This is a genomic window from Aeromonas sp. S11(2024) (genome assembly GCF_041402345.1).
In the GTDB taxonomy this organism is placed as follows: domain Bacteria; phylum Pseudomonadota; class Gammaproteobacteria; order Enterobacterales; family Aeromonadaceae; genus Aeromonas; species Aeromonas veronii.
Genome location: NZ_JBGLRC010000023.1, coordinates 14,065 through 35,449, shown reverse-complemented (window position 1 = coordinate 35,449; position 21,385 = coordinate 14,065). Strand labels below are relative to the sequence as shown.

Annotated in this window: 21 protein-coding genes; 5 read left to right on the top strand and 16 right to left on the bottom strand. The window is 50.3% G+C overall.

From position 1 onward, the window contains the following. The first annotated feature begins 57 nt into the window (after positions 1–57). From dut to pgi, 4 genes are all read left to right on the top strand, one after another. Positions 58–516 (top strand): dUTP diphosphatase, encoded by a 459-nt coding sequence (gene dut / locus ACB040_RS16255; RefSeq protein WP_005339498.1) that lies wholly within the window; start codon positions 58–60, stop codon positions 514–516. Positions 517–585: 69 nt separating this feature from the next. After that, entirely contained in the window at positions 586–1,182 is a 597-nt protein-coding gene (slmA, locus tag ACB040_RS16250) for a nucleoid occlusion factor SlmA (protein ID WP_005339495.1), read from the top strand. Between the two features lie 165 nt (positions 1,183–1,347). After that, a complete protein-coding gene (locus ACB040_RS16245) occupies positions 1,348–2,184 on the top strand; it encodes a mechanosensitive ion channel domain-containing protein (RefSeq protein ID WP_005339493.1) in 837 nt (278 codons plus the stop codon). A gap of 347 nt (positions 2,185–2,531) precedes the next feature. Beyond that, a complete protein-coding gene (pgi, locus tag ACB040_RS16240) occupies positions 2,532–4,181 on the top strand; it encodes a glucose-6-phosphate isomerase (RefSeq protein ID WP_005339491.1) in 1,650 nt (549 codons plus the stop codon). 56 nt (positions 4,182–4,237) lie between these two features. Here pgi and ACB040_RS16235 read toward each other — a convergent pair whose 3' ends face one another. The 7 genes from ACB040_RS16235 to ACB040_RS16205 form a co-directional block, all read right to left on the bottom strand. Continuing rightward, entirely contained in the window at positions 4,238–5,566 is a 1,329-nt protein-coding gene (locus ACB040_RS16235) for an IS4 family transposase (RefSeq protein ID WP_371155584.1), read from the bottom strand. A 145-nt stretch (positions 5,567–5,711) separates the two neighbouring features. After that, entirely contained in the window at positions 5,712–6,224 is a 513-nt protein-coding gene (locus tag ACB040_RS16230) for a cupin domain-containing protein (RefSeq protein WP_236293487.1), read from the bottom strand. Between the two features lie 278 nt (positions 6,225–6,502). Next, on the bottom strand, positions 6,503–7,159 hold the full coding sequence (locus tag ACB040_RS16225; protein ID WP_021230722.1) for a DUF3313 domain-containing protein: 657 nt from the start codon (positions 7,157–7,159) through the stop codon (positions 6,503–6,505). Between the two features lie 390 nt (positions 7,160–7,549). After that, on the bottom strand, positions 7,550–8,680 hold the full coding sequence (locus ACB040_RS16220; protein ID WP_371155582.1) for a spermidine/putrescine ABC transporter substrate-binding protein: 1,131 nt from the start codon (positions 8,678–8,680) through the stop codon (positions 7,550–7,552). A gap of 57 nt (positions 8,681–8,737) precedes the next feature. Further along, positions 8,738–9,373 carry a LysE family translocator gene (locus ACB040_RS16215; protein WP_058059345.1) on the bottom strand — a complete coding sequence of 212 codons (636 nt, stop codon included), beginning with the start codon at positions 9,371–9,373 and terminating at the stop codon, positions 8,738–8,740. Positions 9,374–9,413: 40 nt separating this feature from the next. After that, a complete protein-coding gene (locus tag ACB040_RS16210) occupies positions 9,414–10,235 on the bottom strand; it encodes an AraC family transcriptional regulator (protein WP_005357044.1) in 822 nt (273 codons plus the stop codon). Positions 10,236–10,295: 60 nt separating this feature from the next. Then, entirely contained in the window at positions 10,296–10,994 is a 699-nt protein-coding gene (locus ACB040_RS16205; RefSeq protein WP_371155579.1) for a substrate-binding periplasmic protein, read from the bottom strand. Positions 10,995–11,310: 316 nt separating this feature from the next. Here ACB040_RS16205 and ACB040_RS16200 point away from each other — a divergent pair, with 316 nt between their 5' ends. Next, complete coding sequence (locus ACB040_RS16200) at positions 11,311–11,850, top strand: hypothetical protein (RefSeq protein WP_371155577.1); 540 nt, start codon at positions 11,311–11,313, stop codon at positions 11,848–11,850. Positions 11,851–11,893: 43 nt separating this feature from the next. Here the strand turns inward: ACB040_RS16200 and ACB040_RS16195 are convergent, their stop codons facing one another. The 9 genes from ACB040_RS16195 to ACB040_RS16155 form a co-directional block, all read right to left on the bottom strand. Further along, on the bottom strand, positions 11,894–13,093 hold the full coding sequence (locus ACB040_RS16195) for a 3-deoxy-D-manno-octulosonic acid transferase (protein ID WP_338773104.1): 1,200 nt from the start codon (positions 13,091–13,093) through the stop codon (positions 11,894–11,896). A gap of 198 nt (positions 13,094–13,291) precedes the next feature. Beyond that, on the bottom strand, positions 13,292–14,890 hold the full coding sequence (locus ACB040_RS16190; protein WP_338773105.1) for a phosphoethanolamine transferase: 1,599 nt from the start codon (positions 14,888–14,890) through the stop codon (positions 13,292–13,294). A gap of 38 nt (positions 14,891–14,928) precedes the next feature. After that, positions 14,929–15,864 carry a WavE lipopolysaccharide synthesis family protein gene (locus ACB040_RS16185; protein WP_371155574.1) on the bottom strand — a complete coding sequence of 312 codons (936 nt, stop codon included), beginning with the start codon at positions 15,862–15,864 and terminating at the stop codon, positions 14,929–14,931. Further along, positions 15,851–16,606 (bottom strand): glycosyltransferase family 2 protein, encoded by a 756-nt coding sequence (locus tag ACB040_RS16180; protein ID WP_338773107.1) that lies wholly within the window; start codon positions 16,604–16,606, stop codon positions 15,851–15,853. Before ACB040_RS16180 ends, ACB040_RS16185 begins: the two co-directional genes overlap by 14 nt. Next, positions 16,606–18,180, bottom strand: a complete 1,575-nt coding sequence (locus ACB040_RS16175) for a hypothetical protein (protein ID WP_338773108.1) — start codon at positions 18,178–18,180, stop codon at positions 16,606–16,608. The genes ACB040_RS16180 and ACB040_RS16175 overlap by 1 nt, the downstream gene beginning before the upstream one ends. Next, positions 18,171–18,551, bottom strand: coding sequence for a capsular biosynthesis protein (locus tag ACB040_RS16170; RefSeq protein ID WP_338773109.1), 381 nt, complete (start codon positions 18,549–18,551; stop codon positions 18,171–18,173). The genes ACB040_RS16175 and ACB040_RS16170 overlap by 10 nt, the downstream gene beginning before the upstream one ends. A 54-nt stretch (positions 18,552–18,605) precedes the next feature. After that, positions 18,606–19,319, bottom strand: a complete 714-nt coding sequence (locus tag ACB040_RS16165) for a glycosyltransferase family 32 protein (protein ID WP_371155571.1) — start codon at positions 19,317–19,319, stop codon at positions 18,606–18,608. 10 nt (positions 19,320–19,329) lie between these two features. After that, positions 19,330–20,052, bottom strand: coding sequence for a glycosyltransferase family 25 protein (locus ACB040_RS16160; protein ID WP_136502392.1), 723 nt, complete (start codon positions 20,050–20,052; stop codon positions 19,330–19,332). Next, positions 20,049–21,365 carry an O-antigen ligase family protein gene (locus ACB040_RS16155; protein WP_338773111.1) on the bottom strand — a complete coding sequence of 439 codons (1,317 nt, stop codon included), beginning with the start codon at positions 21,363–21,365 and terminating at the stop codon, positions 20,049–20,051. Before ACB040_RS16155 ends, ACB040_RS16160 begins: the two co-directional genes overlap by 4 nt. Positions 21,366–21,385 lie beyond the last annotated feature (20 nt).

Sequence of the window (21,385 nt, the reverse complement as noted above, 5' to 3'; positions counted from 1 at the left end):
GGCGCCCCGCCTTGCCAAGAGGGGCGCCAACACAAGATCCAACTGAAAAAGCGATTCATGACAACACAAATTGAACTGAAGATTCTGGATGCCCGTATCGGTACCGAGTACCCGCTGCCCGCCTACGCTACTCCCGGCTCTGCCGGCATGGACCTGCGCGCTCTGCTGGATGCACCGCTGACTCTGGCTCCGGGCGATACAACTCTGGTACCGACCGGTCTGGCCATCCACATCCAGGATCCGGGTCTGTGTGCCACCATTCTGCCCCGCTCCGGTCTCGGCCATAAGCACGGCATCGTGCTGGGCAACCTGGTCGGTCTCATCGATTCCGACTATCAGGGTCAGCTGATGGTCTCGGTCTGGAACCGCGGCAAGGATGAGTTCACCATGCAACCCGGCGAGCGCATCGCCCAGCTGGTGATCATGCCGGTAGTTCAGGCCAGCTTCCAACTGGTCGATGAGTTCAACCAGAGCGAACGGGGTGAAGGTGGTTTTGGTTCTTCTGGTCGCCAATAACAGACCACACCAGCCTGATGGGCGGTGTCTAATAACAGAATCAAGCCATTGTTTTTTTTAGGGGAATCCATGGCAAGCAGTAATCAGAAACAGAGTCGGCGCGATCAGATCCTGCAGGCGCTCGCCCATATGCTGGAAACCAGTCCCGGCCAGCGCATCACCACGGCCCGTCTGGCGGCCGAGGTCGGCGTCTCTGAAGCAGCCCTCTATCGACACTTTCCCAGCAAGGCGCGGATGTTCGAAGGGCTGATCGACTTTATCGAGGATTCCCTGCTGTCACGGGTCAATCTGATCATGGCGGAAGAGAAAGACACCATGGCGCGCTGCCACCACATCCTGCAGCTGCTGCTGGTGTTCGCCGAGCGCAATCCCGGCATCACCCGCATCCTCAATGGCGATGCCCTGCTGGGCGAGCACGACCGGCTGCGGGATCGCATCAGCATCCTGTTTGACAAGCTGGAGACCCAGATCAAGCAGGTACTGCGCGAAAAGCGGCTGCGCGAGGGTCAAGGCTTCCAGCTCGACGAGACCATGCTGGCCAATCTGCTGCTGGCCTACACCGAAGGCCGCATCAGCCAGTTCGTGCGCTCCGAGTTCAAGCTCAAGCCGACCGCCGGTTTCGAAGATCAGTGGCAATTTATCCGCAGCCAATTGCTGCAGAGCTGATGGTTTTTTCGCATCATTCAGCAAAAAGAAGGGAGGCTTTGGCCTCCCTTCTTTTTTGTGTCAGGTTTTTATGGCAGAAAAGAAGTACCAGATGCGACCCGTACTGTCGCGCTGCGGTGTTAGATTTATCCACCATAAACCTTTTAGAACCTGACAGGACATCCTATGGAACCCGAAATCATTACCGAAGCGCAGACCTGGCTGGTCAATAATCAGGGACTGCTGATCGAATACGGCGTCAATATCGCCGCCGCCCTGCTGACCCTGCTGGTCGGCTATATCGCCGCCAACCTCATCAGCGGTGGCGTGGTCAAGGTGATGCAGGCCCGCAAGCTGGACACCACAGTCACCCACTTCGTCGGCAGCATCCTCAAATACGCCATTCTGGTGTTCGTAGTGATCGCCGCGCTGGGCCGTGTCGGCGTGCAGACCGCCTCCTTCGTCGCCATTATCGGTGCCGCCGGTCTGGCCATCGGTCTGGCGCTGCAAGGCTCGCTCTCCAACTTCGCTGCCGGCTTCCTGCTGATCATCTTCCGCCCCATCAAGGCGGGCGAGTTTATCGAAGTGGCAGGTACCGCGGGTGTAGTACAGTCCGTTCAGCTCTTTACCACTACCCTCACCTCAGGTGACAACAAGATGGTGGTAGTCCCGAACTCCGCCATCCTCAACGGCACCATCGTCAACTACTCGCGTATGGATACCCGCCGCGTCGATATGACCTTTGGCATCGGCTACGGTTCTGACCTGCGCAAGGCCAAACAGATCCTGGAGCGTCTGGTAAGCGAAGAGCCGCGCATCCTGAAAGATCCGGCCGCTACCATCGCCGTTGCCGCGCTGGCCGACTCCTCGGTCAATATCGTGGTGCGCCCCTGGGTGAAAACCGCTGACTACTGGGGTGTCTGGTTCGACTTCCACGAGAAGGTGAAACTGACCTTTGATGCCGAAGGGATCGAAATTCCCTTCCCGCAGATGGTGATGCACATGCAAAAACCGCAGGCGTGATCGCGGTTCTGCTGCAACAGACAATGCCAGCCCTCGGGCTGGCATTGTCGTTTCTGGCCCCAGCCCATGGCAATGTCGATGCATAACCACGCCAACCGGATGAAAACAATTTCAGGCTATCGGGGTGGCCCCAATCATGAGCAAGCGCAAGATCCGCCTTGCTTTCGTGACACATAATCCCAATGTTCTGGTTGTATGCTCCCGACAGTGACCCATTGCGGTAAAAGACAATCGGTAAAACTCTGTTACACGGGCCGCCCGATCGGCTCGCTATAATGCTCGGATAATAAGGTTTGGCGGGACCTTGCCTGCAAGGTTCAAACACAACTTGGCATTTCAGGAATCCTATGAAAAATATCAATCCAACCCAAACCCAGGCCTGGCAGGCACTGGAAGCCCACTTTGCAGCAAACAAAGAGACCCGACTCAAGGATCTGTTCGCACAGGACCCGAAGCGCTTTGACAAGTTTTCCCTTACCTTCGGCGGCGACATCCTGGTTGATTACTCGAAGAACCTGATCACCGAAGAAACCCTCAAGTTGCTGGTTGATCTGGCCAAAGAGACCGATCTTCGCAGCGCGATCGATGCCATGTTCAATGGCGACAAGATCAACATGACCGAAGGCCGCTCCGTACTGCACGTGGCCCTGCGCAACCGCTCCGACCGCCCCATCGAGTGCGATGGCAAGGACGTGATGCCGGAAGTGAACGCCGTACTGGCCAAGATGAAGGGCTTCTGCGAGAAGATCATCTCCGGCGAGTGGAAAGGCTACACCGGCAAAGCGATCCAGCATGTGGTCAACATCGGTATCGGTGGCTCCGATCTGGGCCCGGTAATGATCACCGAGGCACTGCGCCCCTACAAAAACCATCTGCAGATGCACTTCGTCTCCAACGTCGATGGCACCCACATCGCCGAGACCCTGAAGAAGATCGATCCGGAAACCACCCTGTTCCTGGTGGCCTCCAAGACCTTCACCACCCAGGAGACCATGACCAACGCCCTGACCGCCCGCGACTGGTTCATCAACATCGCCGGTGACAAGGCCCACGTTGCCAAGCACTTCGCAGCCCTCTCCACCAACGGCAAGGCCGTGGCCGAGTTCGGCATCGACACCAACAACATGTTCGAATTCTGGGACTGGGTTGGCGGCCGCTACTCCTCCTGGTCTGCCATCGGCATGCCCATCGCCCTGTCTGTCGGTTTCGAGAACTTCGAAGCCCTGCTGCAAGGCGCTTTCGAGATGGACATGCACTTCGCAACTGCCTCCTATGAGCAGAACGTGCCGGTACTGCTGGCGCTGATCGGCCTGTGGTACAACAACTTCTACGGTGCCGAGTCCGAAGCCATTCTGCCGTACGATCAGTACATGCACCGCTTCCCTGCCTACTTCCAGCAGGGCAACATGGAATCCAACGGCAAGTACGTGGATCGCAACGGCAAGCCGGTTGACTACCAGACTGGCCCCATCATCTGGGGTGAGCCGGGCACCAACGGCCAGCACGCCTTCTACCAGCTGATCCATCAGGGCACCAAGTTGATCCCCTGTGACTTCCTGGCACCAGCCATCAGCCACAACCCGATCGGTGACCACCATCCGAAACTGCTGGCCAACTTCTTCGCCCAGACCGAGGCACTGGCCTTCGGCAAGAGCAAGGAAGAGGTTGAAGCCGAGTTTCTGGCGGCTGGCAAAACCCTGGAGCAGGTCAAGGATCTGGTGCCGTTCAAGGTGTTCGAAGGCAACCGCCCGACCAATTCCATCCTGTTCAAGAGCCTGACCCCGAAAACCCTGGGTGCCCTAATCGCCATGTACGAGCACAAGATCTTCGTACAGGGCGCAATCTGGAACATCTTCTCCTTCGACCAGTGGGGTGTGGAGCTGGGCAAACAGCTGGCCAACAAGATCCTGCCGGAGCTGGGCAACAACGAGGCTGTCACCAGCCACGACTGCTCCACCAACGGTCTGATCAACACTTGGAAAGCGTGGAAAGCCTGATTTATCCGGCCTTTCTGAATGCAAAAGCCCCGCTCGATGAGCGTAATGCCAGTCAGTTAAGCCTGACTGGCATTGTTTTTATTGGCTTTTTGCACCGCATACTTTTGTGGTCTTGCCTTCACACTGCGGGGGTAACTCCGCTCCCTTCGGGTCGGTAATACAAACTGCCCCGCCTGCTTATCCAGCTCCGCCACCTGCTTCGGGATACTCCCCGGTGACAGGTACGGCATGCAGCTCAGTTCATGGATAAGATAGACCGACGCCATGTGAAAACTCAGCTGACTCACCGTGTATCCCTTCAGACTCGCCGCCATTTTTACCATCTGGCTGCGCAGCAGGTTGTACGCCAGCAGCACGCCCCACAGCTCTTGCCGTATCCCCGCCGCCTTCTTGCTGCGCAGGGTCAGCCGGTGTTGTTGCAGGCTGTGCCTCATCTCCCGATAGCCCAACTCGATTTCCCAGCGGTGGCTGTAGAGCTCAACGATGTCGGCCCCCGGGAAGCGCATCGGGTCGACCATGGAGGTCAATACTTGGCGCTCCTTGCCGCTGGTGTTGCGGGTCAGCAAACGGGCTTCTAGCGTCTCTGGCAGTTGCGGCCACTTCTTCCTCGCCTGTGGGCTGGTTTTCAGTAAGACCAGTGCATCCTGACGCCCCAGCTTGCGCACCATCTCGTATTGGGTGCCTCTTTTGAGTGGCAGCAGCCAGTGCCGCTCGCTGCCAGTGGTTTGCCAGGTGTGGAGCAGACCGAGGGAGTAGAACCCCTTGTCGAACGGAGTCAGCGAGTGGTCTGGTGTGCGCGCGACAAGCTGCTCGGCCAACACCATCTCGTTGACGGCGCAGCTCTCCATGACCGCCTGAACAAGCAGGTGGCTGGTCAGCCCCATCTGACAGAGCATGCGCACCTGCGGATAGGCGGTCTCGCCATGCAGGGTGCCGGGCTTGGCAAAGGCGGCGGCATTGTCCGGGGTATCGGGTGTGCGCCACATCACGCCATCGACGGCGAGCAGTTGCAGCCCGGCCCAACCGGGATGATTGGCCTGCTGCTGCCAGCGCGAAGCGGTCTCGTGAAACAGGCGTTCGATGCTCTTGTCCCCCAGTTTTTGGCGAGCTTGCAGGAAGGCGCTGGGGGCGACAAAGGGGCGGTCGCCGGGCAACAGGATATCGAGCTGATTGACCAGCTGAGTCATGGGAACGTGGCGGAAGATAGCCATGCCGATGATGGCCCAGACCAGACGCTCCATGGGCATGCGGCGGCGACGCAGGGTCACGACATTCTCTTCGGCGAGCTGCGTCGTGATGAGCTCGGGAGGAATGAGGTCTGAGAGTGACTCAAACTGAGCAGCATTGCTGGCGTGCAGGAAATCGAGAGCCTGGTCGATACGCATAAAAAATCCGAAACCAATCAACAGGTTTCGGATTTTCACACAACAGAAGGATCGGTCAATGGCTCCTTAACTGATCAGAATTATGCCAAGCGGCAGGCTTTTTCATATCGGGTGGTGCTGGGCTGGTGCGCAGAAAAGCTCCGCCCTAGAAGGGGCCGTTGCTCTCGCGCAGCTTGTCGGGCAGGCCGTCGTGATCACCCAGCTCGCGCGCGGGTACGTCATCCCAGTGCAGCTTGCCGAGGGTGATATTGCGCTCGGGATGCACGGCGTAGTGGATGCGGTTGTCCTCCCGATCCGTATCGCCGATGCAGAGCAGCCGGACAGTCTCTTCGGTGTTGTTGATAAAGGCGTGGGCCAGCCCGTCACCGGCCTTGAAACCGACCGAGTCCCCCGGTTGCAGCCGATAGAGCACACCATCGAGCCAGACATCCGGCGTCCCTTCCAGCACGTGAACAAACTCGTCCTCGGTCTTTTCGGCATGGGGCCAGCTGGTGCGATGGCCCGGCTCGACAATCTCGTGGTGAATGCCGATGCGGCTAAAGCCGAAGTGCTTGCCGAGGGCGCAGCCGCGAGAAAGGGGCTCCTGACTGCCGGAGTAGTAGCGCGGCGTCTGCTCTTGCAGCTCGCTCCAGTGTTTGATGCAGGGGTGGCGATTCATAGCGGTTCCTTTTCTATGCGGATGCAGTCACGGGAAGGGTCATCCTAACTGCCTGAATGCGGATGAGAAAAGCAGAAATCGGCTGCCAGTTTCCCCGCTGACGGCGAAACGGCGGACTCGGCTGCGGGCAGATTCCCCATTCGGCAAGGGCTGTGCAGCCATATCAGCAACCGTGGTGATGACGAATAATGGAGACAAAATAGGGAGCCGCAGGCTCCCTCTCTCGATCTGTCTGCACCGGTTTTCTGAGGCTGATTTTCCGCTCTTGTTTCCCGCTCTTATTTCCCCAGATTGTCCGCCAGCTGTTTGGCGCGGCTGGCCGCCCACTGGTCGATCATCTTCTCCATCTCCCCGGCGGTGATGGGCTCATCCTTGTGGGTGGTATCCGTGCTCTCGCGGGCATCCATCACCCGCACCAGCAGCTTGCCACTCTGGGAGTCGAGCAGCTGGGCCATGCTGCCCACCTTGAGCAGATAGGGCTCCTTGCCGATCACTTCGCGGGTGACATTGATGGCGATCTTGGCCGGCAGCAGGTCACGCAGCTTGGGGTCGGGGCGGGTCAGGTCGAAGTTGGTGACGGCGGCCTGGATCCGCATCACTTTCGGGCCGGGGGCGGTGGCGATCTTGACGCCCTGCTTGATTAGCTCGCTCTGGAACTTGTCGTGGTAGTAGCGGCCAATCTGGTTCTGTTCGTTGGCGGTCAGCAGATACCACTGGCCGTTCTCCTGCCGGATAAACTGCAGCGGATCGAGCAACACCTCATTGTATTGGCGCAGGTCAACGCCCGGCTCCTTGTAGACGCGCTGATTGGGGTTGCTCTCGCTCTGCTGGAAGGCAGTCAGCGGGATCGCCTGCAAGCTGTGGGAGACCTGATTCTTGACGGCGCAGCCACCCAGCAGCGCCGCGGCCACGGCAACCATCACGACCTTTTTCATATTTGCTCCTGCATTTTACTGTTTGTTTTTGCTGTGGATTTCGCACCACATGGCTGGAGAACCCGTGCCGGATGCCGCCAATGTCACAGAGAAATAACCTATTCATCACCTTCCCACAAGCAACAGATCAGGATTGTTCAGCTCACATCCAAGTTGTCACAATTGAGGCACTTTTGTACAGGGTCAGCCAGGATATGGACGGCAATCTGGCGAGGGTTCGATTGTTTAATCCGGCTCAATGGGACTGCGGGAAGCGCACAGTTTTTTCAAACGATGCGAGCCCGCGAGCGGCGTGAGTTGAACGGGGAAATGCCCTGGAACGGGCGATGACCGATCATCATCCATCTTGCGCAAACTTGCCTGCCACCGGAGAAGCGGCAGGCTCATTCATCAGTTATCGAGATCCCAGGGGCACTGCTTGACCAGCCCCTCTTTGCCGCTGGCGACGATCGCCTGCTGCACCATCCGTTTGTAGCGATTCTTGATATGGGCGGGCAGCGCGGGCACCAGCAGCCGCTCGTCAAACTCCGGCAGCGGGCGATCCGGCAGCACCGCCTGCTCCTGCGGGCTGAGGGGCGGCCGGGAGGCCATATTGCTGGCCGAGATGGTGGGCGTGCCCACCAGCATCTGGCGTTGCAGCGGCGCGCTCAGCAGAAAATCCACCAGCAGGTAGGTGGCCTTGAGCCGAGCGGGATCATCCCCGACATGGCGGGCGATGGAGATCGCATCGAGGGCATAGATGGCCCCCTCCTGCACCATAGCGATCCGCCACTGCTGATCGTTCTGCTTGTTGCACTCCACCAGCTCCAGCCCCCAGGTGGTGGCAAAGGTCTGCTGGCGCAGATCCTCGCAGCGGTTGGCCTGATTGAACCAGAAGCCGCGACTGGCTCGCAGCCGCTGCGAGAGCTGCTGCTCCACCTCTTGCTGCAAGGTCTTGTCGGCCAGCATCTCGCCGCTGGCAAACAGGGCGGGCGACTTGCCCAGCGAAAGCAGCACCGAAAAGAGCAGCGGCTCGAACTGGTCGCAGAACTCGGCAAACTGGCCTGGCGGCGAGCTGTTGGCAAACACCTGCCAACTGGTGGGCGCTTGCGGCACCTGCTTGCTGTCATAGGCGAGGCTGAACATGGCGTAGGAGAAGGGCACCGAGTAGTTGCGCTCCCCCTGCTTGTCATACTCGGTGTTCTTGAGGGCAGGCTTCACCTCGGGGTAGTGCTGCAGGCGGCTGAAATCGATGGGGAGCAGCAGCTTGAACAGCGGCTGGTGATGGGCCTTGTAGAAGTAGCTGGTCGGCAGCACCACATCGGCGCTGCGGGTGCGCAGGGCGCGGTAGACGCTGTCGAAATCGGTCAGCAGCGGCTCGATCCGGCTGACCGTCGCCTCCACCCCATGGGCTTTGGCGTAGTCGGCAAACTGTTGTTCATAACCCGCAGGCAGATAGCCCCACTCCAGCAATTTGAGCTGAACCGGGGCCGCCAGCGCCGGGGTCATCCCCAGCAACCAGCAAAGAGGCAGTAGACGCATGGCCGGGCACTCCTGACAGGTAAACCTTGTTGGAGTATAGGCCCATGCGCCGACACGTCAGGCCACCAGCTCGGCCCCCATGCTCGCCAGAATGGAGAGGCTGACCACCGCAAACAGCACGCCGGTCACCAGATTGAGCGGCCGCTGTACCCGCAGCAGCAGGCGCTGGGCACGATCGGTGGAGAGGCTCCACGCCAGCAGCCCGAACCAGCAGAGGGAGATGATGAAGAGCTCGCCCACCAGCAGGCTGCGGGTCATTCCATCCACCTCTGGCGTCACCATGGCGGCCAGCAGACCGATAAAGAACACCAGCGCCTTGGGGTTGAGCAGATTGGTGGCAAGGCCAGTGCGCACGCCCCTGCCCCAGCCGCGCAGCTCGTTGGCGGCGCTGGCCATCACGGTACTGCTCTGCTGGCGAGCCGCCATCAGGGCGCCCCACCCCAACCAGCCCAGATAGAGGGCGCCGCAGCACTTGATCACCATAAACAGCAGCGGGTGACTGGCGATCAGCATGCTGATCCCGGTCAGGCTCAGGGTGGCGTGCACCATGATCGCCAGCGAGATGCCCAGCGCAGCGCCAAGGGCGGTCGGCCGGTGCAGGCTGGTACGCAGGATCAGGGCGAAATCGGGGCCGGGGCTGGCCAGTGCAATCAGGTGCATCAGGCCGAGGGTAACGAACAGACTGGTCAGCATAACAACTCTCGCTTTAACGACGGAGAGCCAGCATGGCGGATCAGCGGGGGGCGCGGCTTGTAAAAGATTGCATCTGGGCACGAAATTCGGCGGGTGTCAGACCGAATGCCTGGCGAAAACCGTGGTGGAAGTGACTCTGATCGAAGAAGCCGACCGCCAGCGCCACCTCGCTCACCGCCATGCCGCTCGCAAGCAACCGCTTGCCCTGCTCCAGCCGCAGCCGTTTCAGCCAGGCGTAGGGGGTCATGCCGCTACGCTTCTTGAACTGGCGCAGGAAGGCGAAACGATCGAGCCCGAGCAGCCCCGCCAGCTCTTCCAGCGAGTGGGGCTCGTCGAGGGCCGCCATCAGGTAGTCGCGCAGGAATCGCAACTGGGGATCGGCCAGCTGGTGTACCTCGGGGGCCAGATGCAGCAGCTCCCCCAGCAGGGCAAGCAGCTGGCTCTCGATCAGCAGACCATCGGCCTTGGGGTTGTCGAGATAGCCGTGCAGCTGGGCAAAACCCTGATAGAGGTCGGGGCGGCTCTGCAATCCCTTGTCGAAGAAGGGTTCCGGCTGCTCCGGCAGCCAGAGCGCCAGCTGCTGCGGATCGATGGCGAAGACCCGCACCTCATACCCTTCCGGCAACAGGCTGAGGCCGTCGTGCACCTCGTCCGGGTTGACGGTAGAGAGCACCCCGCGCACCAGATGGTGGCTGTTTCCCTTGTGGATAAACTTCTGGCCACCCCGCTGCACCAGCCCGATATGGTAGTCGAGATGGACATGGCGGCCATAGCTGAACGCCCTGTGGTGGGAGTGTGACAGCTCGACCCCCGGCAGGTGCGGGGATTGCCAGTAGCGGATAAGGGAATCGGTGGTATTCATGGGTTATAGATACACCAGAAGCGGGCCTTGGACTTGTAGATTATTGCACGCAACCCCCTCTCAACGCCCCCACAGCCGCGGGGTTGGCTCCACCAGCGAGGCGAGCGGCACCCGCTCCACCATCTGACGCATCTGTTGCACCAGCTCGGGATTGCCATCCCCCAATGACTTGTTCAGCACGATATGCACCTGCAGCGGGGTGACCGGCAGGTAGATGAGGCGGGTCGCCGCAGGGAGCTTGGCACGAAAATGGTTGGCGGAAATATCGTTGGAGAAGAGCGCGGCATCGATGCGCCCACGCAGCAACTTCTGCATGTTGCCATGCTCCCAGCTGAGCTGGGAGAGGGTGTCGATGTGGATCTGCGGATGCTGCAACAGCGGCGGCACGATCGCCTGACTCGACCAGCCGATGGTAGTGCCGTAGAGATCTTCCTGCCGCTCGACCGAGTGAAGTCGCGATGGCACCAGTACCACCAGCACCGGCCGCAGCAGCAACAGGTGGGGGTCGATATAGCGAAAGTGACGGGCACGCTCGGGGCTGTAACTCAGCAGCGGGGTCAGATCGCACTCGCCGCTCTCGAGGTTGCTGAGCAGCCGCGCCACATTGAGCCCCTGCCACTCGATGGTACGCCCGATCGCGGGTTCGATATGACGGCGAAAGTAGTCGATCACCGGCCCGGAGACCTCGCCCTGCTGATCAATGATGACCAGCGGCGCCAACTGGAAGACACATCCCCGCAGGGGCGCGTTGATCGCCACGGCTTGGCTGATGGGTATAAGAGGGAGAAGAAGTGTCGATAGCAGTAATACCAAACGCGTGCCCGAACGAGAGATGCCCATAAGTGCCGACCCGATGCCCTGATAGCCATCAGCATGGCACAAGGCAAATGAGCGGGCTATCCGCTCCCGCCGCGCTTCGACCTCTTTCGCCCCCGACTCCCATGACCAATGGGCCCCGTTTTATTGAAGTGAAAATCAATAATTCCGCTGCTTTGATGGATTTTGGTCTCTTGAGATATAGTGCGGCCCCATTCATCAAACCGGCGGATGAGCGCCCCGCCGGACAGGTAGATTCATGAGACTGTTTTTGCTGTTGTTGTCGTTGTTTGCCACGAGCGTAAATTCTGATGAAAAGCCGCGCCTGCCCTATTACGACTGGGGGCGCAGCCCGTTTGAAGGTTGCACCTATAAGACATGGACCACCAAGCAAGAGGTGATCGTCAGAGCCGAACCATCCCTGACGGCCAAAGCACTGTTCCGGCTACCCCGCGGCCAGCAGGTGGAAGGACTGACCGGGGTCGTCATTACCGAACAACCGGGGATCGTCGAGATACTCAGGTCGGTCAAGCTGGGCTACAGCAAAGAGGGCAAAGGGCCGCTGTTGAATATGAAGGCAGGGGAAACGCTTTATATCCTCGGCGGACTGGGCGAAGGCAATAGCCTGTTCTGGTACAAGGGCAAAACCTACATTCTCGATTATGACTATGCGCGCAAAGAGATCAGATACGGCCGGTCACCGCAGAACCAGTGGTGGGTAAAAATTCGGGACAAGCAGGGGCGTGAGGGTTGGGTTGCCGAAGCCAAAAGCTTTGCCCATATGGACCGTTTCGAATAGTGATAGCCAGCCCCCCGAGATAGGGGAGCTGGCCTTGGATGACTCACTGTTTGGGTTGCAGCTTCATCTCTTGCAGATACTCCAGCACCTGGGTTTTGTAGTCCGCCTGATAGGAGAACTTGGTGCTGTCGCACGCCGCGATCAGGTTCACCGCGGTGCAGAACAGGGTTGCTGCCAGCAGCCCCTTGCCAACCCACTGCGGGTAACGGCGGCTCCAGCGCACCAGCAACAGCAGGATCGGGAACAGGGCGTAGGGGAAGATCAGCATCAGGTGCCAATAGTTGAAGATGATGGGCGAGAGCGCCGCACTCACCAGCACCGCCAGCACCGCCGCCAGCGCATAGAGACCGAGCCAGCTTTCACCATCCACTGGAGCACGGTCGCTGCGCAGCAGACGCGGCTTGAGTTCACACCACAGCTGCCAGTTGGCCTTGGCCGCCAGCAATACGGTCGCCGAGCCTACCCCGTAAATCACCACCCGCCAAAGCCAGACTACCGCCATCTGCAGATATTCGTGCCCCGCCAGCCAGATGAACTGGGTGTCATTGACCAGCTTGCTGGCAAACAGCCAGGAGCCGTAACGCAGCCAGTAGAGCACTGATTTCAGCACCGGATAGACATGCACCAGCCCCCAGCCGATATAGCGCTGGCGCGCCTCGGGATCGACGTTCTGGGTAATATGGCTGTTGCTCATCACTTCCATGGCGTAGGGGATCAGGGAAGCACCGATCAGCAGGGTAGCGACCACCACCCCGCTCCAGCTCACCTTGAGAATGCGGCGCCAGAACAGATAGGTGGACATCACCGCCAGCAGCGGCCAGGAGTAGTGCAGCTGCATCGCCATGCCGATGGCCAGCAGGTGGACGATCATGTGCCAGAAGGAGGCCCGCTCGCGCATATGCCAGGCCGACCAGCAGTGCATGGCCGAGAAGAGGAACAGATAGGAGGGGTTGTAGAGCAGGCTCTCGTACTGGAACCAGGGGTTGAGCCAGCAGAGCACCAGAAACAGCAGGCGCACCCTGTCATCAAACACCTGACGGATCACCGCATCAAACAGCAGGAATCCGACCAACCGCATCGCCAGCAGCAACACCATGGGGGCATAGGGAGAATCCCACAGCAGCAGCGGCCCGCCAATCAGCCAGGCCGACAAGCTCCCCGGCACATTGCCCACCGCACTCGCCGCATTGCCATAGCTGAGCCAGACCCCCTCATAGGCCCCAAGGTAACCTTTGTAGAGCATCTGGGTCTGGTCGCCACCAATTATTTGAGATAAAAAAAACAGTACGGATATCCCAATACCAAGCAATAATGCCAGATTATAGTTGACTTTTACCATATGACTTTCAAATGCCTACTTAATTATTTAAATAATTAACGCTCTACAACGTACCACCACATAATATTAATCACATTCACATATATGATTTCTACGCATAATCTATTGTCTTATAACTTTAAAGCCAGCAGAGCCATCAAGTCTAGAGCCATTAACGATACCAGTGTCACATTTTTTTATAGGCTCGATATATCCCATTGCGTTAACAATCAAGGATGATACTTGATGATGAAATATTCTATTACATGGCGATAGTTTTTCATTTATCATCCTAAATTTACTATTATGATTGCTAAAAATTGCTGTGGGTACTATGTAATGCGAGGAGTTGCTTAATGAACCATGACCAAATGCACCGTCCTTAACATATTGTCCATGATCTGATGTATAAATCAACAACCAATTATCACTTGTAAAAGTGATCAGCTTCTCATATACAGATCTAATTAAATTATCTGTTTTTAAAACACTATTATTATACTCATCCTCCAGACTTGCACTACCAAAATGCTTTTCATTGGTTAATGTTCGCGTAGAGTAAGGCCCATGGGAACCTATTTGGTGTATAATCACGAAATTCCGCCCCCCTGAGATATTAACATCATCTAGTAATGGTAATAGTTCATTATCTTGTGCACTTGAGTTAGCATCATATCCCAACCATAACGGATCCTTAAAATCATCAATATACTGTAGTCCTAAGCGGCTCATCAATGCCATGGTATCACGAGCTTGAGCACTAAAAAAATGAGTCTTGTAATCATGATTCTTAGCTAATCTAAACAGGTTAGACTTCCAAGAAAATATATGCTGAGTTCCATCAGGGGAATCAATCATATTGAAGAACGTAGGTAGTGACACATCCGTAAATGTGCCTGCTGCGTATGTTTTTTTTATTACAGCGACATCAGTCATTTTTGATAAAAATGGTGTGGTATTTTTCTTATAGCCAAAAACACCCATATTATCTGAATTTTGACTCTCCCCCATAATTATAACTATATTCTTTATGGAATTATCATCTTTCTCCCAGCCATTCATAGAGACAGGCTCATCCCTACTCCAAGAAGTATTCATTCCCATTCCAAATAACTGGTTTGGTAAAGTTCGTGCAAAAAAATATCCGTTAACTTTGTATTGAGCCTTAATAACAGAATATCTTAGACTTGGAGATGCGTCTTGCATACTATTAGAAAATAGCACTTGCAAGATAGGGATCAAGATAAAGATCACCAAGAGAATATCATAAAAATAACTTTGCCTCTCGGAGAGATTTCGTCTTAATTGAGAGGTATACAAGGATGAAAACAAGACCACTGCAGATATTAAGCATGGAAGAATTAGAATTTCGGTCAATTCGACTGCAGAAACAAAAACCTCATTAATCTTTTCGAAGAAAAGATAAATTTCAATCGCCGATAGCCAAGAGTGATATACTGCATAATGACACAACTGAAACAAAAAAGAAGATGTAATTATATATACTGAAATATATGTTGAGGCTTTATACTTAGAAAATCTCACAATAAGTAACAAGAGGAAAGCATATAATAGTGACTCTATTATTCGCCCCACAGCCTCCATAGAATAAATTTTTCTGAAAACAACTTCCAAAGAAATAAAAAAAACCGCCATAAAAAAACAAAGTGCCACTGATCTTATTTTTTTAAAACAAGTCCGCCGGTTAAAATAACTCACCATGAATAGTTTAGCCCCATTAGTTATTAATAAAATGTTTTTTAATTAAACTTAACGTTATCAATTAACAACCTAATTAAATACCCCGACACGTTTCTGTAAGACCTATATATTCGTTTATAATCAGTAGGTTTTTTAGCCAAACCAGCCAGAAATAACCAATCAGCCAAATCGATCTCTAGTGATTTATTACCTCTATTGTAAAATCGAGTAGTTACATCTAGTGATAACAAATCTGGAGTCGCAACAATAAAATTATTTACTAAAAATCGCGACCAAAAACTCTTACCCAAACCGGCATCATCATTAGCTTTATTATTTATTTTCAACTCCTTATTAAGCAATTTTGATAGCCAATGTAGTACAAAGTACTGTTCTGTTGCGGGATAGCGCTCTTTATATCCAGATTTTAAGTTGAATTTAAGTTGCCCAAGCAGTTTTTGAGGCCAAATTTTTAATAAATCGCTTGTCTGACCAAAATCGAAGAGATCACTCTTATGAAAAAAAACAGGCTTACCATAATGTGATGAAATAAAAAATGCACTACTAGTAATTACTCTATTCTCTAAATAGCAGAAATCACAATCCCGCTGAACATTTACATATTTCTGATACAATTCAAGAAAGCCACGCCCGGTAATTAAATTATCACTACGAATTTTCACGGCATAAGGGGTTGTCACCATGGCAAGCCCCATGTGTACGCCATATAGTTGCCTATTATTATTTAGTTTTATAACATCACCATCATTCATGATGATATTTTGACCAGGATCTTCCAATAGTAAAACCTGATCAAAATCCAAACCATCAATATTCTGACCTTTCCATGTAGACAATATGATTGTGGATGTAGGAAAGTGCGTTCTAATAGACTTCAGACACTGCGATGTGACCCCATCAATTTGAGAACGAGCCTTACTTGCCTGCACCGGACCTTGTACAACGAACGTAATATCTTGATCATTTATTTTCATTTACTGCATCCTGAGAAAGGAAATTAAGGTATTCGCTTGGCACGCCACAGAAAATAACCTCTTTTCGTTCGATCAAATTATAATGGATCTTTTTACCCTCTTTTATCATTATATTATACATTGGAGCTATATATAACTCCCCTCTATCCCATTGCGCTGTAGGCAACGCCTCATATTTTTTATAAGCATCTAAATAGTCATTGCATTTCGCAAAAAAATATAATCCGGTACTACACAAATCTGATATTTTATTTTTTTCAGCCGTCAGCACAACTTCTGTACTACCTTCTTTTAATGGCTTTGCAAAAGACCAATTATCACCATCACCTTTAAAAACCTCTAGATATCCATCACAATTCTCAATGATATCTGGAAAGGTGAAATTGTGACGGAAAGAGTCGATATTAAATATTGTGATAGAACCTAGGTATGGAGCATGATTTTTGATAAAATCAAGCAGTCCAATCGCTACCGTTTCAGCTTGCCCTCTTGTTTCTTTTGAAAGTGTAGAAATGAAAAAATTCTTGATCCCCATCTTGGTGGCCATTTCTTTTACAAAATATTCAGTATTGTAAACATCACGAACAATAAACAAAAAAGGCGTATCTTCAAAATACATATGAAAGCTATTAACTGAGTGTTCAAATAGCGTAGCACCATGTGCAGACAACATGTATTTAGGCTTATCATAACCCGCTTTAAAAAAGCGAGAACTCATTCCTGCCATTGGAATAACAATCATCAATTAAGTCCCTTTAATATGTGGAATAAACGGAATGCATTTGCGAATAGTGCATTTTGCCGTTTTTTACAATCAGCATGAAGTGGTAACATAGACAAAAACAGATGTATTTGCATCGCATAAAGAGTCTCAGGCCGCATACTAAATACCGAACCGACGCGAGATATATAATAAGATTGAATATCATCCACATAATTGCTGACTTTGATTTTAAATTCTATCTCCCTTGCAGAGATGTTTACATCATAATAACCAGCGATAATCCAATCATACAAACCAAGAATAGAATGACTAAGCTTGGCGATGTCATATGAAACATCTCCATATATCGTCATTTCATTGTTAGCAGTAATTCCTCTAGGATCAATCACTTTTATTTTTTGTGCACGAAAATCATATAATATATTACTGAAGCAGAAGTCTCCGTGCAGTACAGACGCTAACCCACAATCCTTTGGTAAATATACACTACATACATCTAATAAATCCTGAATGGATACAGGCTGAAAACCATTATATTTCCAATGTTCATTAAGTGATATATTTGTTGACTGGCAATAATCATTGATACGACTCAGTGTCTTCGCCCCAAATAACTCGCTCACTTGATTAGCAGGCTGTTTTTCAGTATTTTTAACACGTTGACAATCCAATAGAAAATCTAGGCAATTATTAATTATTGGTTTCCAGCAAAAGCTGGGTAACGCAGAGAAGACATAAACCTCATTTAGCGCTGTATTATGCAAATACTCTAGTCGATACGTAGCGCTACCATCATTTTTTGATGCACCCAAGAACTGAGGGATGTATCCACGTAAAGAAAAAGGAAGATTTTCAAACCACTCCGCCTCGGCCATAATTTTTACATTATGGACGCTAGATTTTTCAATAAAATATGGCGTAATCACAATCTCATTGAATGCACGTTGCGTGGTAAATTCAGCCTTTGATCTGTAGTATGTATTTACATGCCCAAAATCCAACCACCCATCTGATTTAACTATATTTAACCTAACTTTATGATGATACCGATTTAATCCTTCGAGAAAACTCCAGTTACATTGAGTAATACATCGAATTAGTTCCCTAGCGTCCTGGAACTTGAAATATCCATCTATTATTAGCCCTTCAACATCGCGGTTTTCATCTTCAATACAATCAATATTCTCATGCTCTAGAGTAGCCCAATTGTAATAATACTCAGTCTTTGAAACGCTAACTATATTCTCCCCTGTAGGGAGTCGGCCGAATAACGTATCGCCATAAAGAACATGTAGAGAACTTCCCTGGCGATACTCACTCAAATTAACAGCAGCAACCAGAGAAGCGCCAAGGCTAAGTCCGACGGGGATGTAAATAACCTTAACCCCCTGCTCAGTCAACCATGCAAGGTCACTATCTGACAATCTGTAACTTTCTGGAACAGACAAATAAATATCTGTCCCACTCGGGGCCAGCGCCACTTGATGTTTGAATAAACGACGATTACCCAGTGGCAAAAAACTGGGTGGGATTTTCCCGAATTCAGCCTCGAGGTCTTGATTCACATACGCTGCAGACATGATCAGGAACATATTTTTTCCTTTTCCAGCAATGTACTGATCTCGTCTGGCGAGAGTGTGGCAAATTCAGATGGTCTAATAGCACGATCATCGATATAAAAACCTGATTTACCACACCACGGCTTACCGACAATAATTTCATCATATGGAACCTGATGAGTATCAAGCCACTCTGTAATGATGGGCAATGTGTGGACATTTATTTTCCCAACATTACCATCAAAAGTTCTCATATTTCTTGCCGTGAAAATGACTATCTCAAATCCGTCATCTTTATAGGTTCTAAGCTGCTCAATAACATCAACTCGAGGCAGGACATGTCTATAATCTGGAGTATCAGCCATTGTCAACGTGCCATCTAGATCAACAATCAATTTTTTCATTATCTTAACCAGACAAAATTAAAAATAAATAAAATGTGTATTGAATGGTTTGTTTTACTTCCTTAATCTAAAAAGTTCTTTTTGATACTCATAAAGAAAACCCAAAATACCTTTACTCTTTGACTTAAGAAAAACCAATTCCTTGGAACGCTTCCAGCTATGCTGAAACCAGTGGGTCATATATCTTTGTGGATTGGGTAAATAACTTATTTTTTCACCACTATAATCATAAAAAAATGACTGTTCGAAGACTTTCAAGTTATCATTCTGTGCATCTTTTTCTATGATATATGTCATGATGTCAGGTCCCATATACAACTCAGACCCCATAATCTCATTTTCATAAAAATCAATTAAAGATGCTAAGTGAGTTGACTTTTTCTTGGCATAAATCATCGCGGTACCAACTTGACATTCAGATTCATAACCAACACAGAAATCATATTGTTTAAATAATGGAAAAGGATTTTTATCTATGGTTACATCCGTGTCCAGATAAAGCCCTCCCTCTTCTGCTAAAATTTTTAGCCGTAGATAATCTGTAACAAAAGCATACAATCCTTTGTCATAACATTTTTTGGCAAACTCACAACCATCAATCCAATATTTAATCTTTGAGTCGGTTTCTAGCCATAGTCTATATTTATATCCTTGTTTTCTCCAGTCATCGATACAAACGTGGGCCAGTGGTGGCAAGCAATCACCCAACCATATAGCATGAATTTCCTCAATATTTCCCAAATCAACCGTCTCATTTAACTTATTCATACTAACAACCTTATACTTTAGCTTTTAAGTTCCAAATTTGCATTCTCACAAATCTATAAAAACGATATATTTCTCGAGTTAGCTTGAAATGTAATGGAACTTTTTCCAAGATTACTTTATTTTGAATGCAACTTTCCATATCATCAGGGCTATATATAGCGTAAGGTAATATACCTGTCGCTTTAAGCCCTGTACGATATGATTCACCAATGAAATTATCAACCGAGCACAACCATTTTTTACTATGATTAACAAGCCGCATTGCGCCACTCGGACTAATACTGTAACCGGTCGTAGATCTAACATTGTTGTGCCAAAATAAAATTTGCAGACCATCAAAAAACTCCAAAGCGGTTGCATCTCCAATCTGTGGCTCTAATCGCAAATATTCATATTTATCATGCAAGCAAGAGAGTACTGGAAAAATGCTCATGAAATACTTTGTCGGTAAAAAGTCATCTTCCAGTATCATGATCGGCTCATTTAACTCGATGCATTTTTCCCAGAGCAAATAATGACTGGCATAACACCCTTTCTCACCTGGTGTAAGAGGGCGACTGCGGAATATTTTACGATGAGTATCATCGGGACATTCTAATAAGAATTCAGGAAGTCCATTAAAACCATTTATAGCATCAAAAAATTCAAATTCAATACCTAGGTCATTCATGACTTCCTTAACCCTATTTCGACGTTGAGTTGCATTATTTAAACTAACAATAAAGACTTTCATATGTCACCAACCCTATTTTTTTTATTTTGATACTCAACAAAATCGCTATGCAATGAGAATGTATATATGGCACCAAAAAATGTATTGAACACCCACTGCCCAGAACGCATATATAAAAATGATTCAAAATTATTAATTATCAACCAGTATACTAAGAAACTTATTGAAATTGCTTTTATTAATACGGGAGCATTGCTCTTCATTGTTTTGTATACAGGGTAAATCATCAGAAAATAAACATATACCAAACCAACTACACCATATGAAACAACAGTTTCAAAATTTGAGTTATGGAGATGTCTAAACTCTGACTTAATATAGTCAGGCAAGACATGCGATTCCGTAATCACCAATGAACGACTTCCATCACCTGTACCAAACCATGGATTATCGAAAAACCAATTAATTGCCTCAAGCCAAGTCTGCAATCTGATGCCGATACTCAAATCTTTGACCTCCCGCCAATTTCCGGAGATTATATTATGTAGGTCATCTGGATGTGAAAAACCTGCAGATACACGGCCCATAACAAAGCTGACATGATAAATGGCAAAAAACACAATAATTATTGATATATATACAACCATTGTTTTTCTAAACGAAACATCATCACTCAAATAGGCATAAAGCAATGGTGATATAAGGAGGCTTATCATCACAGCGACCCAAGACTGCCTAGACTGGAGCATCAGTAGTAAGCAACCAAGGAATATTAATAATATTGATGTGGTTGTTATCATCAGATAGTATATATTTCTGCTTTTTTCTGGTTTGGCAGCATAGATACGCCAGAATATAAAAATAAATGCGGCACCAATAATCAATGAGCCATGTTGAGAATTACGATAACCAAAATCAACTCGAATACCATGCATGCCCGAAATAATTTGGGAAAAAAAGTCAGAATGATAAATGAGAGTAAATATACTTCCAAGTGAAAAAGATAATAAAACAAAGAGAGAGCGTTTCGCTGAACCTTTAAGCCAAAATGCGATTACTAAAAAGACCAATAGATAAGAAAATGGTTTTATATTTGGGTAGGTTTGTGCCAACTCAGGAATACTAATGGTAGACATAAACCAGCTTACTGTCTGAACCAGAGCGCCGATAAAAATCAGCAAAAAAACAATATTTCTTAAGAAAAAATCTTTATATAAATATATTGCGATCAGCCCACCAACAATCATTATTGTTTGAAATATATCGCCAATCAATTGAACTGAATCTTTAAAAAAGACATAAAAAACCACGGAAAGAAACATCAACGAAGAACAATACTCGCTCTCCAAATATTGCTTTAGGAACTTAGTCATACCAATATATCGCCTGTAAC

Bases quoted from the DNA above. Each gene is read 5' to 3' on its own strand.
- dut (WP_005339498.1), top strand. From the start codon at position 58: ATGACAACACAAATTGAACTGAAGATTCTGGATGCCCGTATCGGTACC.
- slmA (WP_005339495.1), top strand. From the start codon at position 586: ATGGCAAGCAGTAATCAGAAACAGAGTCGGCGCGATCAGATCCTGCAG.
- ACB040_RS16245 (WP_005339493.1), top strand. From the start codon at position 1,348: ATGGAACCCGAAATCATTACCGAAGCGCAGACCTGGCTGGTCAATAAT.
- pgi (WP_005339491.1), top strand. From the start codon at position 2,532: ATGAAAAATATCAATCCAACCCAAACCCAGGCCTGGCAGGCACTGGAA.
- ACB040_RS16235 (WP_371155584.1), bottom strand. From the start codon at position 5,566: ATGCGTATCGACCAGGCTCTCGATTTCCTGCACGCCAGCAATGCTGCT.
- ACB040_RS16230 (WP_236293487.1), bottom strand. From the start codon at position 6,224: ATGAATCGCCACCCCTGCATCAAACACTGGAGCGAGCTGCAAGAGCAG.
- ACB040_RS16225 (WP_021230722.1), bottom strand. From the start codon at position 7,159: ATGAAAAAGGTCGTGATGGTTGCCGTGGCCGCGGCGCTGCTGGGTGGC.
- ACB040_RS16220 (WP_371155582.1), bottom strand. From the start codon at position 8,680: ATGCGTCTACTGCCTCTTTGCTGGTTGCTGGGGATGACCCCGGCGCTG.
- ACB040_RS16215 (WP_058059345.1), bottom strand. From the start codon at position 9,373: ATGCTGACCAGTCTGTTCGTTACCCTCGGCCTGATGCACCTGATTGCA.
- ACB040_RS16210 (WP_005357044.1), bottom strand. From the start codon at position 10,235: ATGAATACCACCGATTCCCTTATCCGCTACTGGCAATCCCCGCACCTG.
- ACB040_RS16200 (WP_371155577.1), top strand. From the start codon at position 11,311: ATGAGACTGTTTTTGCTGTTGTTGTCGTTGTTTGCCACGAGCGTAAAT.
- ACB040_RS16195 (WP_338773104.1), bottom strand. From the start codon at position 13,093: ATGCTCTACAAAGGTTACCTTGGGGCCTATGAGGGGGTCTGGCTCAGC.
- ACB040_RS16190 (WP_338773105.1), bottom strand. From the start codon at position 14,890: ATGGTGAGTTATTTTAACCGGCGGACTTGTTTTAAAAAAATAAGATCA.
- ACB040_RS16185 (WP_371155574.1), bottom strand. From the start codon at position 15,864: ATGAAAATAAATGATCAAGATATTACGTTCGTTGTACAAGGTCCGGTG.
- ACB040_RS16180 (WP_338773107.1), bottom strand. From the start codon at position 16,606: ATGATTGTTATTCCAATGGCAGGAATGAGTTCTCGCTTTTTTAAAGCG.
- ACB040_RS16175 (WP_338773108.1), bottom strand. From the start codon at position 18,180: ATGTTCCTGATCATGTCTGCAGCGTATGTGAATCAAGACCTCGAGGCT.
- ACB040_RS16170 (WP_338773109.1), bottom strand. From the start codon at position 18,551: ATGAAAAAATTGATTGTTGATCTAGATGGCACGTTGACAATGGCTGAT.
- ACB040_RS16165 (WP_371155571.1), bottom strand. From the start codon at position 19,319: ATGAATAAGTTAAATGAGACGGTTGATTTGGGAAATATTGAGGAAATT.
- ACB040_RS16160 (WP_136502392.1), bottom strand. From the start codon at position 20,052: ATGAAAGTCTTTATTGTTAGTTTAAATAATGCAACTCAACGTCGAAAT.
- ACB040_RS16155 (WP_338773111.1), bottom strand. From the start codon at position 21,365: ATGACTAAGTTCCTAAAGCAATATTTGGAGAGCGAGTATTGTTCTTCG.